This window comes from Methylomonas sp. HW2-6 (assembly GCF_052474525.1).
The window spans coordinates 4,088,818-4,103,920 of sequence record NZ_CP184124.1 but is presented as its reverse complement, the minus strand read 5'-3'; the positions used below and the strand labels follow the sequence as shown (position 1 = coordinate 4,103,920).

At 54.1% G+C, this 15,103-nt stretch carries 12 protein-coding genes, 3 tRNA genes and 1 pseudogene; 13 read left to right on the top strand and 3 right to left on the bottom strand.

Translation table 11 applies throughout. From position 1 onward, the window contains the following. Nucleotides 1-172: 172 nt before the first annotated feature. Genes def through ACH518_RS19615 form a run of 4 tightly spaced genes read left to right on the top strand, consistent with a single transcriptional unit; the run spans nt 173 to nt 2,827 of the window. Nucleotides 173-715 carry a peptide deformylase gene (gene def, locus ACH518_RS19630; RefSeq protein ID WP_445371319.1) on the top strand — a complete coding sequence of 181 codons (543 nt, stop codon included), beginning with the start codon at nt 173-175 and terminating at the stop codon, nt 713-715. Beyond that, nucleotides 712-1,626 (top strand): quinoprotein relay system zinc metallohydrolase 2, encoded by a 915-nt coding sequence (locus tag ACH518_RS19625; protein WP_445371318.1) that lies wholly within the window; start codon nt 712-714, stop codon nt 1,624-1,626. The genes def and ACH518_RS19625 overlap by 4 nt, the downstream gene beginning before the upstream one ends. 20 nt (nt 1,627-1,646) lie before the next feature. Then, nucleotides 1,647-2,483, top strand: a complete 837-nt coding sequence (locus tag ACH518_RS19620) for a quinoprotein dehydrogenase-associated SoxYZ-like carrier (RefSeq protein WP_445371317.1) — start codon at nt 1,647-1,649, stop codon at nt 2,481-2,483. A gap of 14 nt (nt 2,484-2,497) precedes the next feature. Next, nucleotides 2,498-2,827, top strand: coding sequence for a DUF2845 domain-containing protein (locus tag ACH518_RS19615; RefSeq protein WP_260839186.1), 330 nt, complete (start codon nt 2,498-2,500; stop codon nt 2,825-2,827). A gap of 27 nt (nt 2,828-2,854) precedes the next feature. Here ACH518_RS19615 and ACH518_RS19610 read toward each other — a convergent pair whose 3' ends face one another. Continuing rightward, on the bottom strand, nt 2,855-3,349 hold the full coding sequence (locus ACH518_RS19610) for a hypothetical protein (protein WP_445371316.1): 495 nt from the start codon (nt 3,347-3,349) through the stop codon (nt 2,855-2,857). Between the two features lie 257 nt (nt 3,350-3,606). Between ACH518_RS19610 and csrA the strand changes: the two genes are divergently transcribed. The 4 genes from csrA (at nt 3,607) to ACH518_RS19590 (ending at nt 4,149) form a co-directional block, all read left to right on the top strand. Beyond that, the gene (csrA, locus tag ACH518_RS19605) at nt 3,607-3,798 is read left to right on the top strand and encodes a carbon storage regulator CsrA (RefSeq protein WP_054758195.1); all 192 of its coding nucleotides are present in this window, start codon (nt 3,607-3,609) and stop codon (nt 3,796-3,798) included. Nucleotides 3,799-3,808: 10 nt separating this feature from the next. After that, nucleotides 3,809-3,899: transfer RNA gene (locus tag ACH518_RS19600), tRNA-Ser, on the top strand. A 72-nt stretch (nt 3,900-3,971) separates the two neighbouring features. After that, nucleotides 3,972-4,048, top strand: a tRNA-Arg gene (locus tag ACH518_RS19595). Nucleotides 4,049-4,073: 25 nt separating this feature from the next. Next, a tRNA-Asn gene (locus ACH518_RS19590) sits at nt 4,074-4,149 on the top strand. A gap of 590 nt (nt 4,150-4,739) precedes the next feature. On the opposite strand, the gene metE is transcribed toward ACH518_RS19590, so the two are convergent. Beyond that, nucleotides 4,740-7,019: a 5-methyltetrahydropteroyltriglutamate--homocysteine S-methyltransferase gene (metE, locus tag ACH518_RS19585; RefSeq protein ID WP_445371315.1), complete on the bottom strand. Its 2,280-nt coding sequence runs from the start codon at nt 7,017-7,019 to the stop codon at nt 4,740-4,742. Between the two features lie 107 nt (nt 7,020-7,126). Here metE and ACH518_RS19580 point away from each other — a divergent pair, with 107 nt between their 5' ends. The 5 genes and pseudogenes from ACH518_RS19580 to ACH518_RS19560 all read left to right on the top strand — a co-directional run bounded on the left by ACH518_RS19580 (nt 7,127) and on the right by ACH518_RS19560 (nt 9,999). Then, complete coding sequence (locus tag ACH518_RS19580; RefSeq protein ID WP_445371314.1) at nt 7,127-8,011, top strand: LysR family transcriptional regulator; 885 nt, start codon at nt 7,127-7,129, stop codon at nt 8,009-8,011. A gap of 303 nt (nt 8,012-8,314) precedes the next feature. Further along, nucleotides 8,315-8,560 (top strand): type II toxin-antitoxin system CcdA family antitoxin, encoded by a 246-nt coding sequence (locus ACH518_RS19575; RefSeq protein WP_278211096.1) that lies wholly within the window; start codon nt 8,315-8,317, stop codon nt 8,558-8,560. Further along, the gene (locus ACH518_RS19570) at nt 8,560-8,871 is read left to right on the top strand and encodes a CcdB family protein (protein ID WP_445371313.1); all 312 of its coding nucleotides are present in this window, start codon (nt 8,560-8,562) and stop codon (nt 8,869-8,871) included. The genes ACH518_RS19575 and ACH518_RS19570 overlap by 1 nt, the downstream gene beginning before the upstream one ends. Further along, nucleotides 8,820-9,098 carry a Txe/YoeB family addiction module toxin gene (locus tag ACH518_RS19565; protein ID WP_445373021.1) on the top strand — a complete coding sequence of 93 codons (279 nt, stop codon included), beginning with the start codon at nt 8,820-8,822 and terminating at the stop codon, nt 9,096-9,098. The genes ACH518_RS19570 and ACH518_RS19565 overlap by 52 nt, the downstream gene beginning before the upstream one ends. Before the next feature lie 400 nt (nt 9,099-9,498). Beyond that, nucleotides 9,499-9,999, top strand: a pseudogene (locus ACH518_RS19560) (LysR substrate-binding domain-containing protein). Nucleotides 10,000-10,034: 35 nt separating this feature from the next. Here the strand turns inward: ACH518_RS19560 and ACH518_RS19555 are convergent. Then, the gene (locus ACH518_RS19555) at nt 10,035-15,050 is read right to left on the bottom strand and encodes a DUF4011 domain-containing protein (protein WP_445371312.1); all 5,016 of its coding nucleotides are present in this window, start codon (nt 15,048-15,050) and stop codon (nt 10,035-10,037) included. Nucleotides 15,051-15,103 lie beyond the last annotated feature (53 nt).

Here is a 15,103-nt window from a genome sequence, read left to right as displayed (position 1 = left end):
GTCTTTATTGGATGGCTGTTAGCCGGAAACTCGACCTTACGGCTCGGGCTCTTCGGTAATATCACAAAAAAGCCCTGCAAAGTAAAGACGAGTGGATTGCCGTTAACAGCAGTATACTTGGGCCGGTAAAATTGCTGATCCATCGGATGCCGAGACCATATTCGTCGCAGTTATGACTGAAAACAGACCAATACAACAGTTGGGGGCCGAAGTGTTGCGTCAACAGGCCGCGCCAGTTGACGACTTTAACACCCGCGAGTTCCACGAACTTATCGAAAATATGCGAAGTGCCATGCTGGCCGCCAACGGTGTCGGCATTGCCGCGCCGCAATTGGGCGAGTCCAAGCGAGTTGTCATCGTGGCCTCGCGACCGACTGCCCGCTATCCGCTGGCGCCGGAAATGGCGCCGGTGATAATGATTAATCCGAGTTTCGACGTGGTGGACACCATGATGGTCAAAGATTGGGAGGGCTGTTTGAGTGTGCCCGGCGTCAGGGCCTTGGTGCCGCGTTACCGCGCGGTTGCCGTGGAGTTCTGCGACGAATCAGGATTGCCTCGCCGTTTGACGTTGGCCGATTTCCCGGCAAGGGTGTTCCAACACGAGTTCGACCATTTGCAAGGCTTGGTTTACTTGGATCGAGTGGAAACCAACCGCGATATTATTTCCGAAACCGAGTTTTTTAAGCGGCTGGCCGGTCAGGAGCTCGCGGTATGAGGTGGTTTGAGCTCATTTGCGGGATGGCCTTGAGTTTTGCGACTCACGCTGCGCCTTTGTTGAAAGTGGAGCAAGTAGCTCCCGGCATTTATCTGCATCTATCGGAACATCACTGGCCGGACCGCGAAAACCATGGCGAAATCGCCAACATCGGGTTCATTGTCGGCGACCGTTGCGTCGCGGTGATCGACAGCGGCGGTAGCCCGCAGCAGGGCATCGCCTTGCGCAATGCGATCAAGCAAGCCACGGCAAAGCCGGTGTGTTATGTCATCAATACCCACGTGCATCCCGATCATATTTACGGTAATCGGGCTTTTAAAGAGGCGGGGGTGCAATTCGTCGGCCACCATAAACTGGCTCGGGCCATGGCCGCCCGCGGCGACCATTACTTGAGCCGGGCCGCCGAATTGTTGGACATTCACGTCAACCAGGACAATATCGTGCCGCCGGATTTGCAAGTCAAGCAGACCATGACGTTGAATTTGGGGAATCGAGAATTGCTGTTGACGGCTCATCCCAGTGCCCACACCGATAACGATTTGAGCGTTTACGATAAAACGACCGATACGCTTTGGTTGGCGGATTTATTGTTTCTGGAACACATCCCGGTCATCGACGGTAGCATCAAGGGTTGGCTCGCCGAATTGGAGAAACTGCAGAAAAATAGCTATAAGCTGGTGATTCCGGGGCATGGGCGTCTGGTTAAAGACTGGCCGGCGGCAATGTTGCCGGAGAAAGCCTATTTGTCGGAGCTGGCTACCGAGATCCGCGCCATGGTCAAGCAGGGTAAGACCTTGGAGCAGGCGGTGGAGCAGGTCGGCCTAACCGCTAAAAACCGCTGGCAGTTATTCGAGCAATTCCATCGCAAGAACGTGACGACGGCGTTCGCCGAGCTGGAATGGGAAGATTAAATCTATCGGGAGATTGAGGCATGCATAAGTTTGTACAGATAGTGTGTTTGAGCGTGGCGATGGTGCTGGCCGCGCCCGGCGCTCGTGCCGAAGGCGACGATGAAACCTGGAGTACGGTTTTGAAAAGCCAGTTTTTCTCCGGCAAAGCGATCGAGGAGAACAGCGCCGTGATCGAATTGGATGCGCCTTACCGGGCGGAGGATCCGGCGATCGTGCCGGTCAAGGTGGTCAGCAAGTTCCCGCAGAGCAAAGACAAATATATCCGCAAAGTCTGGTTGTTTGTCGATAAGAACCCGTTTCCGTTCGTCGGCGAATTCGAGTTTTTTCCGGAAAGCGGCAAGGCCGACTTGGCGATGCGGATACGGGTGAACACTTACAGTAATATCCGGGCCATCGCCGAAACCAACGACGGCAAATTGACCATGACCAAAAAATTCGTCAAAGCCAGCGGCGGTTGCTCCGCGCCGATAGGCGCCGACCTCGACGAGGCGATGAAGCGCTTAGGTAAGGTCAAGTTCAGAATCGACGACGGCTTCCAAGCCGGCCAGCCGGCGCAGACCCAGTTGATGATCAGCCATCCCAATTTGACCGGGATGCAGATGGACCAGATGACGCGTTTTATCCGGAAGTCGCATTTCATCGACCAATTGAAAGTCACGTTCAACAATAAACCGGTACTAAACGCCAAGATAGACATCGCCATCAGCGCGGACCCCAATTTCCGGTTTTATTTCGTCCCGGACAAGGCGGGAGAATTGAAAGCCGAATTTACCGATGTTTCCTGCGAATCCCCGACCAGCCGCAATGTCTGCAGCAAAGGTAGCGGTTATTCGCAAAGTTACGCCGTGAATCCTTAACAACAGGGCGTCGCGTGCATATCAAGCTGATTTTGTTCGCCGTGCTGGCCCTGCTGGCTGCAAGCGATGTCTGGGCGATGCGCTGCGGACACCGCTTGGTTCAAGTCGGCGATTACAAGTCGGAAGTATTGGACAAGTGTGGCGAGCCCGATGCGGTGGAGCAGCGTCGGGCGATACGCGGTAGCCGCTTGCGTCATCCCTACGGTGCGCTCGAGATCGACCAGTTCGAAGAAGTGTTGATCGAAGAATGGACTTATAACTTTGGCCGGCGAAAATTCCAAAAGCTGTTGGAGTTCGAAGACGGCGAGTTAAAGAAGATTCGCGATTTGGGATACGGTTATTAGCTGATCGAACTGGCCGGTAAGCGCGTCTTAACGCATTCGGTTTAAATCGGTGATGGCATCCACCACGATGCCGCTGCCGATTGCAATCATCAGAATATCGGACGCCACGCGAACCAATCTGTAACCCGCCGGCGAAGGGCCGGTCAGGTTTGGCGGTACTTCGTAATAGACTACGTCTCTAGGTAAAGGGCGGCCGATTGCCCACTTTTTCGCCTGTCCTGGAGGCAGGCAGCCATTGCGCTTTTTCTTTAGCCCAGGAGGGCAATCGGCGCTACGGTATTGTTGTTCGTAGTATTCTCGGATGCTTTGGCGATCGGCATCGCTAAATCGGTAGTGTTGATATGGTTTGGCTTCGCGTTCGCTATCGTTCAACAGGCCCTCGTCGGGTTGGTGTTGTATGGTTTTGGGGGCGTGCTCGCGATCGTGCTTTGCGTTTTTTGCAATCACGCAGGGTGTGGTTAGCAAGAGGGCCGCGGCTAACAAGTGCGGTAATCGCTTTATCGTGTTTCGGGGTGCGTGCATGTGTTCGCTCCGTGTTGCAAAGGTATCGGACAAAGTGTTCGGTTTGGATTAAGATAGTCCAGTAGTCTGAGTGTGTGCCGTGTCGGTCAGTCCGGGCAATGATAGCTTTGGTTAACTAGCGGTAATTTTCCGGTTTGAACGCGAGGATAATATAAAAGCGCTAATGTATTTTTTCTTCCCTTTTCTGGGAAAAAGAATATAATTGTCGATTCGAGTATGTGGCAGTAACAAGCGCATTAACAATGTAGGGAGATAGTATGCTTATCTTGACTCGTAGAGTGGGAGAGACCTTGATGATTGGTGACGATGTGACTGTTACGGTTCTCGGGGTAAAAGGTAACCAAGTAAGAATTGGGGTTAATGCGCCCAAAGACATCTCGGTTCACAGAGAAGAAATTTACGAAAGAATTAAAAAAGAACAATCCGAAGCGGGAAGCGTTGAGGGTTGATGCAGTTTTAGGAGAGATGGCCGAGAGGCCGAAGGCGCTCCCCTGCTAAGGGAGTATGTGCCAAAAGCGCATCGAGGGTTCGAATCCCTCTCTCTCCGCCATTATTAAGTAGTAACAAGAAAATAAAGTTTGACACGGAGTTTAAAAAAAATAATAATAGGCGGCTCAATTAAGCGCCCGTAGCTCAGCTGGATAGAGTACTCGGCTACGAACCGAGCGGTCGGGAGTTCGAATCTCTCCGGGCGCGCCATTATTGAGAAGTTGAAAGATATTAATCCCCTGTAGCTCAGTCGGTAGAGCGGGTGACTGTTAATCACTAGGTCGGCGGTTCGAGCCCGTCCGGGGGAGCCAAATACATAAAGGGCTTGCAGCGATGCAAGCCCTTTTTTTGTTTGGGGCCCGGTAAGGCAATTGTTTACAAATTTCCGTTATCGTTGATAGCTAAAACCCCATGGTTTTTTCAACTCCGCATTTGCCGGGGCGATATTGGGATTTGCCGCCATTTTGTGCCGGACAGTAAGCGGATGAATGCGCTAGAGACCTCCGATAGTTTTGGGGCAAACCTATGTCCGGCACCGGCAAATGACTTTATGCCGCCGCCGCAACGCAGAATTTCTAATACAAGTCCTGGCCGAGACTAATTCGGCGTCACGCTTATATCAAGCCGCCATATCGGTATTGCTATAGCGGCGTTTCAAACCCTGGGGCGGATCGCCGTTAATCAGCTCCGCCTCATCTCGCCTGATAACGCGAAAACCCGGCGTGAAACCGCACTTTAGCCGGGTAACCCGCGGAGCCAGTTTCCAGCGGCGAATATCGGACCTCGGACATCCGGTACGCTGGCGATATTGATTCCTCCCCCAGCGCTACAAAAACCCATTACTGTTTTTCAAAGGCGTTTAAGCTTCTGGGAGGCGATTTCAAACTTAGCGATTGACCACTCAGCCCACCCTAGCGCGTAAAGTCTTGGCGGCCGCGACCATGGCGGCCAGCGCCGGCCTTACTTCGTGCCATTGCCGGGTTTTCAGGCCGCAATCCGGGTTGACCCATAGTTGCGCGGCCGGGACACGTTCGGCGGCGGTGCGCAGGCGTTGTTCCATTTCCTCGGCGGCCGGGATGTTGGGGCTGTGGATGTCGTACACGCCGGGGCCGATGTCGTTCGGGTAGCGGAAATCGGCGAAGGCTTCCAGCAGTTCCATGTTGGAGCGCGAGGTTTCGATGGTAATCACGTCGGCGTCCAGATCGGCGATGGCGGCGATGATGTCGTTAAACTCCGAATAGCACATGTGGGTGTGAATCTGGGTGGCGTCGTCCACGCCGGAGGCGGCTATGCGAAACGCCCGCGCTGCCCACGCCAGATAGGCCGGCCAGTCGGCGCGGCGTAGCGGCAAGCCTTCGCGGAAGGCCGGTTCGTCGATCTGGATGGCGCGGATGCCGGCCTTGTCCAGGTCGGCAGCCTCGTCGCGCACCGCCAGCGCCAGTTGGTAGGCAGTGTGTTCCCTGGGCTGGTCGTCGCGCACGAACGACCAGTTCAGCAGCGTCACCGGTCCGGTCAGCATACCCTTCACCGGCCGGTCGGTCAGGTATTGGGCGTAGCGGCTCCAGGCCACCGTCATCGGTCGGGGCCGGGCCACGTCGGCGTGGATGATCGGCGGTTTGACGCAGCGCGAGCCGTAGGATTGCACCCAGCCGTGGCCGGTAAACAAAAAGCCGTCCAGTTGTTCGCCGAAGTATTCGACCATGTCGTTGCGCTCCGGCTCGCCGTGTACCAGCATGTCCAGGCCCAAGGTTTCCTGTTCGCGGATGCATTGCTTGATCTGGCGTTCGATGAAGGCGCGGTAGTCCGCTTCGCTCAGGTCGCCGCGTTTGTATTCCTGCCGGGCCTTGCGGATTTCCGGGGTTTGCGGAAACGAGCCGATGCTGGTGGTCGGAAACGCCGGCAGGTTAAGCCGGTGTTGCTGCAAGGCTTTGCGCACCGGAAACGGGCTGGCGCGCCGGTCCAGATTCGGCGCGGTATTCGCCAGCCGGCCGCGCACTTCGGCATTGCCCGTTTGGCTGGCGGCGCGGCGGTCGGCCAGCGCCGCTTGCGCCGTACCCCATTCCGGTTGGGCGGCGTCCACGCCTTCTTCAAGCGCCAGCCGCAACAGTTCCAGCTCGGTCAGTTTTTGCTTGGCAAACGCCAGCCACAGTTTTACCGACGGGTCCAGCGCGGTTTCCCGTTCCAGATCGATGGGCACGTGCAGCAGCGAGCAGGACGGCGCCAGCCACAGCCGGCCGCGAAACGCTTGCCGAGCGCGCTGTACCGTCGCCAACGCCGCCGCCAGATCGGCGCGCCAGACGTTGCGGCCGTCGATCAGGCCCAGCGACAGCAGCTTGGCGTCGCCGATGTTCGCCAGCACCTCGGGCAGTTGCTCGGCGCCACGCGTCAGATCGACGTGCAAGCCGGCCACCGGCAAACTGCAAGCCAACGCCGCATTGTCTCCCAGGCCGCCGAAGTAGGTTGTCAGCAGGATATACGGCGCCGGCCGTTGCAAGGTGGCGTAAGCCGCGGCAAAGGCTTGGCGCCAGTCTTCCGGCAGGTCCAAAACCAGGATCGGTTCGTCGATCTGCACCCATTCCGCGCCCAGCTCCGCCAAGCGTTGCAGGATTTGCGCATACACCGGCAACAGGCGCGGCAGCAGTTCAAGTTTCTCGAACGGCGCGGCGGTTTTCGCCAGCCACAACCAGCTCAACGGTCCCAGCAATACCGGCTTGGGCCGGTAGCCCAGGGCCAGCAACTCGCGGGTTTCGTCGAACAGCCGGCTGCTGGACAGCGTGAAGGCTTGGTCCGGGGCCAGCTCCGGCACCAGATAGTGGTAATTGGTGTCGAACCACTTTGTCATTTCCAGGGCGCGGCAGGCCTCCCCGTCCGCGCCGCGGCCGCGCGCCATGCGGAAATACGTCTCCAGATCGACTTCGCCGCCGGCCCAGTTAAAGCGTTCCGGCACCGCGCCGAGCATGGCGCTGGTGTCCAGCACGTGGTCGTACAACGAAAAATCGCCGACCGGCAAGTAATCCAGGCCGCAACCGGCCTGCAAATGCCAATGCCGCGCGCGCAGTTCCGCGCTCAGCGCCAGCAGTTCGCCGCCGTTGATTTCGCCGCGCCAATAGCGCTCCAGCGCAAATTTCAGTTCGCGGCTTTTGCCGATGCGCGGAAATCCCAAGTTGTGAATTTTTGTCATGAATAAACGCCTATTGTTGAAGTTTTAACAGGCGTGGCATTGTAAAGAGGCTTTCTAATGAAGATAATCGATGATTATTCATCAATTTATGAGGCTGGCTCATCAATATGGAATTGATACATCTGCGCATCCTGCTGGCGTTGAAGCGCCAAGGCACCCTCAGCGCCGCCGCCGAAACCCTGCATCTGACCCAATCGGCGCTGTCGCACCAGATCAAAAACCTGGAACAGCGCCTGGGCGTGACGCTGTGGTACAAGCAAGGCCGCTCGCTGGTGCTGAGCCAGGCCGGCCGCTACTTGTCGGAAGTGGCCGAGTCGGTGATCGCCACCGTCGAGTCCGCCGAGAACCACCTGAGCCAACTGGCCGCCGGCAAAACCGGCAAACTCACCATCGGCATCGAATGCCACGCCTGCTACGAATGGTTCCGCAATATCCTGCAACCCTATCTGCGCGCCTGGCCGGATTTGACCGTGGAAGTCACCTCGCGCTATCGCTTCGAGTCGTTCGAGGCCATCCGCCAGTACAAGCTGGACGCGGTGCTGACCTCCGACCCGGTGGATAACGGCCTGCTCAGCTACCAGCCGCTGTTCGATTTCGAGCTGGTGTTGATCGTCGCCGACAGCCATCCGCTGGCCGGCCGCGGGCAAATCCAGCCCGGCGATCTGCGCGGCGAAACCGTGCTGACCTACCCGGTGGCGCGCGAGCGGCTGGACATGTTCCGCAAAGTGTTGCAGCCGGCCGGCATCGAACCCGCCGCCCACATCCAGGTCGAGGAAACCGACATCATGCTGCAACTGGCCGCCGCCGGCCGCGGCGTCTGCCTGCTGCCGGAATGGCTGCTGGCCGACAAATCCGCCAAGCTAAACCTGACCGGCCTGCGCTTCGCCGGCCTGCCGTTAAGCAAAACCATGTACCTGGCCTGCCGGCACGAGGATGCCGAGTTGGAATATTTAAGTTGGTTGGTGGCGCATGCGGGTGCGGTGGTAGGGTGAGGAGTTTTAGATGTTAGATGGGAGTTTCCAGCGGATGTAAGTGGAGTGAAGGCTCGCGGAGTCCTGGGATGTCATCTGAAATAGATTGAACATCCCGAACTATTGCGAATATCCAATATCAACGGCACGGTTCTAAATAATGTAGCATGTGCCGACGCAAGGAGGCGCTTCTGTCGCGAACGGTGCGCCTGAAGGCAGCACCCTATATTGCGCGCACCTTATGGCCTTGTCTCGGAAATTGAATAGCCAAAGCCATTAGATTGCGCATACACTGTGCGCATTAAAAATACGCGAGGAATAGCCATGCAACCCGCCGTTAACCCGACTGCCCCCAAAAAAGCCGCCAATCTCAGTATCAACAGCGAGTTATTAAATCAGGCCAAGGCATTGCAGATCAATTTATCCGCCACGCTGGAGCGTGCGCTGACCGAAGCCATACGCGACAAGCAACGGCAGCAATGGCTGCAGGAAAACCGCCAAGCTATCGAAGACTATAACCAACGTATCGAAACCGAGGGCTGTTTCAGCGATAGCTTGCGGAGTTTTTGATGGCGCAGTTCACCCTGTATCGCAATACCAATCAGCAAACCCAGGGCCGCTATCCTTTTTTACTCGACGTACAGAACGATTTTCTCGATGCGTTGAAAACCCGGTTGGTGGTTCCTGCCATCAACCTATCCGGGCAGAAGCCCATCACCCATTTGAATCCGGTGTTTGAATACGAACAACAGCAATACCTGCTAGTGGTGCAGGAAATGGCGGCCATTCCCGCGACTAATCTGGGCGCCAAGGTGACGGAGTTGGCGGCATTACGGAGCGAGATATTGGCGGCCGTAGATTTGTTGATTTCGGGGATCTGAAAGACGCCCATAAACTCGCGGTGACGGGATTGAAGGACAAGGCCTTACCACTCTTAGCCGTTCTAAAAAATGATCCGTTTCAAAACCCACCGCCTTACGAAAAACTGGTCGGCGATTTAGCTGGGGCTTATTGCCGGCGCATCAATATTCAGCATCGTTTGATTTACCAAGTATTAAGCGGCGAGGAACAAGTTAAGGTTTTGCGGTTGTGGAGTCGTTATGAATAATGTGTCGCTATCGCGACGGTGATTTTTATTGCCGGTTCGCGGACCGGCGACCGCGATACTTTTCTTTGCTTGTCCAAAGAAAAGTATCCAAAAGAAACGACACCCCATGCCGCTTAGCTCACTCGGCACATCCATGTGCCTCGCCCTTCGGGTGCGATGTATGCAAATCGGCTATCCTGCCGATTTGTCCCGCGATCCGAAGGGTTTGGACGGGGTTTTCGGAAGGGCTATCCATAGCCCCTCCGAAAACGCGATGCATCCTTGCATCGCCCCTGTCGGGCCAATACGCCCAAACCCTCCGGTGCTCGGCGCGGCATCAGGGGAGAAAACCATCCCAAAATTGAAGTTTATAAACTCAGGATCGGTAGGTCCGATTAGCGAAGAGTAATCGGACGCATGGTTGTCGGAGTCGTTCGAGGCCATCCGCCAGTACAAGCTGGACGCGGTGCTGACCTTGGAGCCGGTGAACAACGGCCTGCTCAGCTACCAGACGCTGTTCGATTTCGAACTGGTGTTGATCGTCGCCGACAGCCATCCCCTGGCCGGCCGCACGGAAATCATGCCGGCCGATCTGCGCGGCTGAACCGTGCTGACCTATCCGGTGGCGCGCGAGCGGCTGGAAATGTTCTGCAAGGTGTTGCAGCCAGCCGGCATCGAACCCGCCGCTCACATTCAGGTCGAGGAGACCGACATCATGCTGCAACTTGCCGCCGCCGGCCGCGGCGTCTGCCTGCTGCCGGAATGGCTGCTGGCAGACAAATCCGCCAAGCTGGACCTGACAGACCTGCGCTTCGCCGGCCTGCCGTTAAGCAAAACCATGTACCTGGCCTGCCGGCACGAGGATGCGGAATTGGAGTATTTAAGGTGGTTCGTGGCGCATGCAACTAAGGTGGTGGTGTAAGTCGAAGCACATCGTTAGACACCAATCCATCCGAACTATGCGGGCTTTAAGTTTTCTGGACCCTCTTGATTTGGTTCAAAAAGCTTTTGCAGGGTTTCATTTAGTATCGCTATAGATTTTTCTCGATTAGTCCACCAATCTGTAGACCATACTCGAATTAACGTCCAACCAAGACTCTCTAGAACAGACTGGCGGATTTTATCTCGTTCACGCGCGTAGGCAGAGCTGTGATACATGGCTCCATCGCACTCGATACCTGCAAGGTAAATGCCGGGGCGTTCAGGATGGACGATGCCTAAATCAATCCGATATGCTGAGACGCCGATTTGCGCATGAACTTCCCAGCCTTTTTCACGTAGTGCTTTAGCGACAGCAGATTCAAACGGCGATTCAAAATCCCCTAGTGATCCATGAACAGCAGCCCCAAGGACAACCGCCCCCCGATCGGCATATTCCAGAAAATGCTTCAAGTCTCTAACCGCCAGAGCCGAGGTGCGTGATAAATCAATGCGATCTGGGCTCAGCGTAGAAAACACCAACATTTCCATCCGTGCTCGGGTCATGGCGACATTCAGGCGTCGTTCACCTCCAGTACGATTGAGCGGACCGAAGTTCATGGTGACGTGTCCACTTTGGTCTGGACCGTAAGTAATGCTGAACAGAATGACATCCCGTTCATCACCTTGCACGGTTTCAAGGTTTTTGACGAATACCGGTTCCAGCGTATGCTCTGCGGAGAACGCCCATTCGATTTCTGGGTTTTTCGAGCGAGCATCGTCCAGTAAATCTTCAATCAGCGACTGTTGCTCGGTATTAAATGTGACGACACCCAAGCTTTGTTGGCGTACATTCAAATCGTTGTGCGTTAAACGGGACACAATTTCCGCAACAATGGCTTTTGCTTCGCCTTCGTTATGCCTCGCCTTACCGCGGGCATAAAATCCGTCGGGACGAATTAAACGAACGCCACGATCAGGATTGACGGGCGCTGGGAATGTGATTAATTCATTGCCGTAATAGCGATTGTTTGAAAAGGCAATCAGGCTTTCTCGTTTTGATCGATAGTGCAGATTGAGTGTTTGCTTTGGAATACTGGCACCCAGTAGTTCGTCCAGAATACTTTCCAGATCGCTTTCCACCTCTACTTCACCATCGGGATCGTCGTCGGCTCGAGCGAAAAAGTTTGTTGGTGGCATTTGTTTTGGGTCGCCAGCGACGATCGCCTGACGACCGCGCGCTAAAGCGCCTACGGCGTCCCAAACAGTGATTTGCGAAGCTTCGTCGAAAATAATGACGTCAAATAAAGCCTGATCTGAGGGTAAGTACTGCGCAACCGATAACGGTGACATCATCAAGCAAGGTGTCAATGCCGTTAATACTTCAGGAATTTCCTGAATCAATTGTCGTACGGGTTTATGTCGGGCTTTCTTTTGCAGTTCATGTTGCAACACACCCCAGGACGAGCTGCGCTGTATGGTGGCCGCATCAGGTAATTGGCCTGAGAGTTTGGCAGCAATGTAAGCGGCGGTCAGTTTTTGAAAGGTACTGTCAATTGCACGGAATTTTTCAATCGTAGCAGTATGTTCCGGTGTTGAAAAAGTGCGTAAAACCTCATCTTCGCCGATGACGCAACTCGACCACCAACTGCAATAGGCGGCTTCAAATGCCTCATTGATTTGGCTGGGTAGGACATGTCCCGACTCAACTGAACTTACTAATGAGCCGAGTTCCAGCGCAATTGCTTGGTCGCGACGCCTACGCCAATCACACCAAGAGCGCAATTCAGCATGATTTGCAGCAATGTGTTCAACCGTGTGTTTGATGGCGTCAAGCGCTTTCTGACGTTGGGCAAAATGTTCGCGAATCGATTGACCGGCCAATGCTTCGAACTCAAGACACGTTTCATGTAACTGGCGATGAGCCAGGGAAAAACGATCGGCCATTCGCCCCACAGGTGCTTCCAGCATCAAGAGATCGTTGCCATCAGACAACAGCGTTCTGATTTTGCTTCGAATTTCGATGAGCGTCGAGGTGTCTTCGGCAAGCTTGCCAGTGGTGACGCGCACTTTTTCACCCAATTCGCACAGAACTTTGAGGCTGTCGGCTTCCGTTGAATGTCCTTGCCAATCCTTGAATCGGGACAGCAGTTTATCCAGTCGATCGATGGCTTCGCCATGTACCCGCAATTGTTTCAGTAGCAACGCATCCTTTTCGGGATTGGGTTTACCTTTGGCGCCCGCACGTTTTAGACGTTTGATGATCCTCTTACGCAACCAAAAGCGCTTAGGCCACCATACTGATTGAGCGTGTTGCCACTCCTGTGCGATTTCATCACCATCGATATTGCGCCAGGTAAAGGCATCGTATTGACAACTCAGTTGCCCAAATGCCGTTGAATAATCCGTTAGCCGACTGATTGCTTCATGCAGTGCATCGATATAATCCAGTCCATCCGGTTCTAAAGCATAAGCAACCGGTTTACGCCATGAGCTTACGAGCACATCAGCGAGCTCAGCCAGAGCATCTAATCGCGATACAGAATAATCAGGAACCGCAATATTGATTGCTTCCAAGAGTTGGGCCATCGCCTGTTCTACGCCATGAACGGCACTGGACAAACGTCCCGCCCGTTCAACAATGTTTCCTTCCCATTGTGGTGACCAATCGCCATGAGCAATAAGCTGTAATTCCTCGGATAACAGATTGCCGATGGAGCGGGCTTGCGTTTGCAGGCGGTCAACGGCTTCGCGCATTTGCGCCAATCGTTCAGAATCGTGCTGATTGGCAGAAGGCCAGTTAAAGGAGATATTTGAGGCAAGCTCATGATCTCGAACTTTGATGCCCATGGCGTAATGTGCGGTCAATCCATTTGGCCAGGGCGTGTGTAAACGATTGACAACTACATTGAGGCGATCACGAAGCTCGCGAAGCGCTTCAGCTTCTTTTTCCCAATTCTCGGCAATTGAGTGATGCTGCGCCTGCCAAGACCGACGCAATTGATCCAGAACATCGGATTTGCTGGCTTTATTAGAATGTAATTGCAAGCAAAACCGTGCAAGATCAACGTCTTTAAGGCGGCGATAGACCACTTCCAATGCAGCGGTTTTTTCGGAAACAAACAATACAGTTTTGCCTTTGCCGAGTAGATGAGCAATCAAGTTGCTAATGGTTTGGCTCTTCCCGGTTCCTGGAGGACCAATGATTACAAAATCTTTACCCCGATCCGCAGTGGCAACGGCAGCCATTTGTGACGCATCCGCTGGTAGTGGTGTTAGTAAATCAGAGGGTTTGTATTCGCGATCCACCATCGATCGATCGACAAATGCAATCTCACTTGGATACGGCTCGCGGGGCGTGTCGATCAGATGTTTAACCACTGGATTGCTGCGCAGTGCATCAGTACGATCGACCAAGTCTTTCCACATCAGATACTTGGCAAATGAAAAATGCCCAAGCACCACGTCTTCAATCACCTCGAAGCCCGGCGCTTCCTTAACCGCTTGGCGTACATGATTCCAAATACCGTTCAGATCGATACCACTATGATCACTGGGCAATGTGCCATCCAGACCACGAATATCAATCTCGAAATCTTTACGCAACATTTCCAATAATGTCGTGTTGAAGCGCGGCTCATCGTCATGCGCAAAGAGTTTGACGCCACTGCGCACCGATTTGCGTTCAATAGAGACCGGCAATAAAACTAGTGGGGCGCGGAAACGACGCTGATCCTTGTCATTTTGCTTCCACAATAAAAATCCGAGCGCGAGATAAAGCGTATTGGCGCCCCCTTCTTGAAGGGCAACTTGTGCTTTACGGTAGATATCGACCACACGCAAGCCAAGTTCTTGCTCTGGCAGATCCACGAGTACCTGATTTCGTGACAGGGCCTCGCGGCTATACTCGTTGGTAATCAGTTCACCGGTACGCTGTTGGTGCAGCGTTTGGTCCTGCGCTTGCGAAGTGGGTTGTGGAACCGATTGAATGGAAATCCTGGAGCCCTCGGCCAGTTTGTCTTCAAGCAAGCCGGGATCAGGGCAAAGGATACGTAAACTGGATTTAGTAGATTTGTGGTTTAGCAGTGGATTACGAGCCGACAAGTCGAGTAACTTGCGTTGCCAACGCTCTAAACGGCTGGCAGGTGTTTCGGGCAATGATTCATTGGAAGCGTTTTGATCAAACCCCGGTAGTGCCGGTGCTTCTTCCAGTGATAGCGTGATTCGACTGTAATGGTTTTCCGCCTCAGGCTGCGCCTGACCTAATTTAAGTCCCAGTGGCGTAATGCGATGGGCTCGAGCGCGACGAATATCAATGGCTGCATTAAAGGAGTGGTCTTTATCCACAACAATGGATTGTTCACCATTGCTTATTGCTTTTGAAAAAGCAACGGCTGGGTGTTGGGTGACACAGGTGGTTTCGATGAGAATTAATTCTTTAAGCTGAATTCGTTTACGTAAGGTTTCGGCATCATCAATGACAATGGTCGTTAATTCTTCCGGTTGTAGCCAAACTCCCACTAGGGCATGGCCTTGGGGTAAAGCCAAAATCGGGTTTAAACCGGCCTGTTCCAGTGAGGCTGCGAATAAAAGAGTTGAGTCTAAACAAGTTGCAATTTTGTTTTCCAGAATTTGGCTGGGTAGCCGGATCTTTTGACCGTTCCGCTCAAAACTGGCGGGTGGTACCGCATAGGTGATACCTAAATTACATATAGCTGAATAGATGGCCGAGGTGATTTCCCATACCCGCTCACGGCTGCCGGACTGGTAGCCGTCAATGCCGTCCGCCTTGTCAGAAGTGCGTAATATTAAGCTCGCATCGCGCAATACACGGTCAATTGCCGACTCATTTGGCATGACGAAAGCTGCCAAGAGTTCGGGCATATAGTCAGAACCACCCCATTCGTTGTAGGCAAGCAGCTCAATCGTTTTGCTTTCCTGTGCCAAAATGCGGTCGCCTTGTTCGACAGTGACCGTCACGGTTCCCTTCATCGAGTCCGACAAATTCAGTAAAAAACCACCATCTAATTGAATGTCTCGATCTTTAATTGGCAAAATTGCGCCGGCCGAAAGACGATCCAATCGCCAGGATTTTGATTTAAGAAATG

What these genes read in the sequence shown, in the direction of transcription:
- def (WP_445371319.1), top strand. Translation starts at nt 173, where the DNA reads ATGACTGAAAACAGACCAATACAACAGTTGGGGGCCGAAGTGTTGCGT.
- ACH518_RS19625 (WP_445371318.1), top strand. Translation starts at nt 712, where the DNA reads ATGAGGTGGTTTGAGCTCATTTGCGGGATGGCCTTGAGTTTTGCGACT.
- ACH518_RS19620 (WP_445371317.1), top strand. Translation starts at nt 1,647, where the DNA reads ATGCATAAGTTTGTACAGATAGTGTGTTTGAGCGTGGCGATGGTGCTG.
- ACH518_RS19610 (WP_445371316.1), bottom strand. Translation starts at nt 3,349, where the DNA reads ATGCACGCACCCCGAAACACGATAAAGCGATTACCGCACTTGTTAGCC.
- csrA (WP_054758195.1), top strand. Translation starts at nt 3,607, where the DNA reads ATGCTTATCTTGACTCGTAGAGTGGGAGAGACCTTGATGATTGGTGAC.
- metE (WP_445371315.1), bottom strand. Translation starts at nt 7,019, where the DNA reads ATGACAAAAATTCACAACTTGGGATTTCCGCGCATCGGCAAAAGCCGC.
- ACH518_RS19580 (WP_445371314.1), top strand. Translation starts at nt 7,127, where the DNA reads ATGGAATTGATACATCTGCGCATCCTGCTGGCGTTGAAGCGCCAAGGC.
- ACH518_RS19575 (WP_278211096.1), top strand. Translation starts at nt 8,315, where the DNA reads ATGCAACCCGCCGTTAACCCGACTGCCCCCAAAAAAGCCGCCAATCTC.
- ACH518_RS19570 (WP_445371313.1), top strand. Translation starts at nt 8,560, where the DNA reads ATGGCGCAGTTCACCCTGTATCGCAATACCAATCAGCAAACCCAGGGC.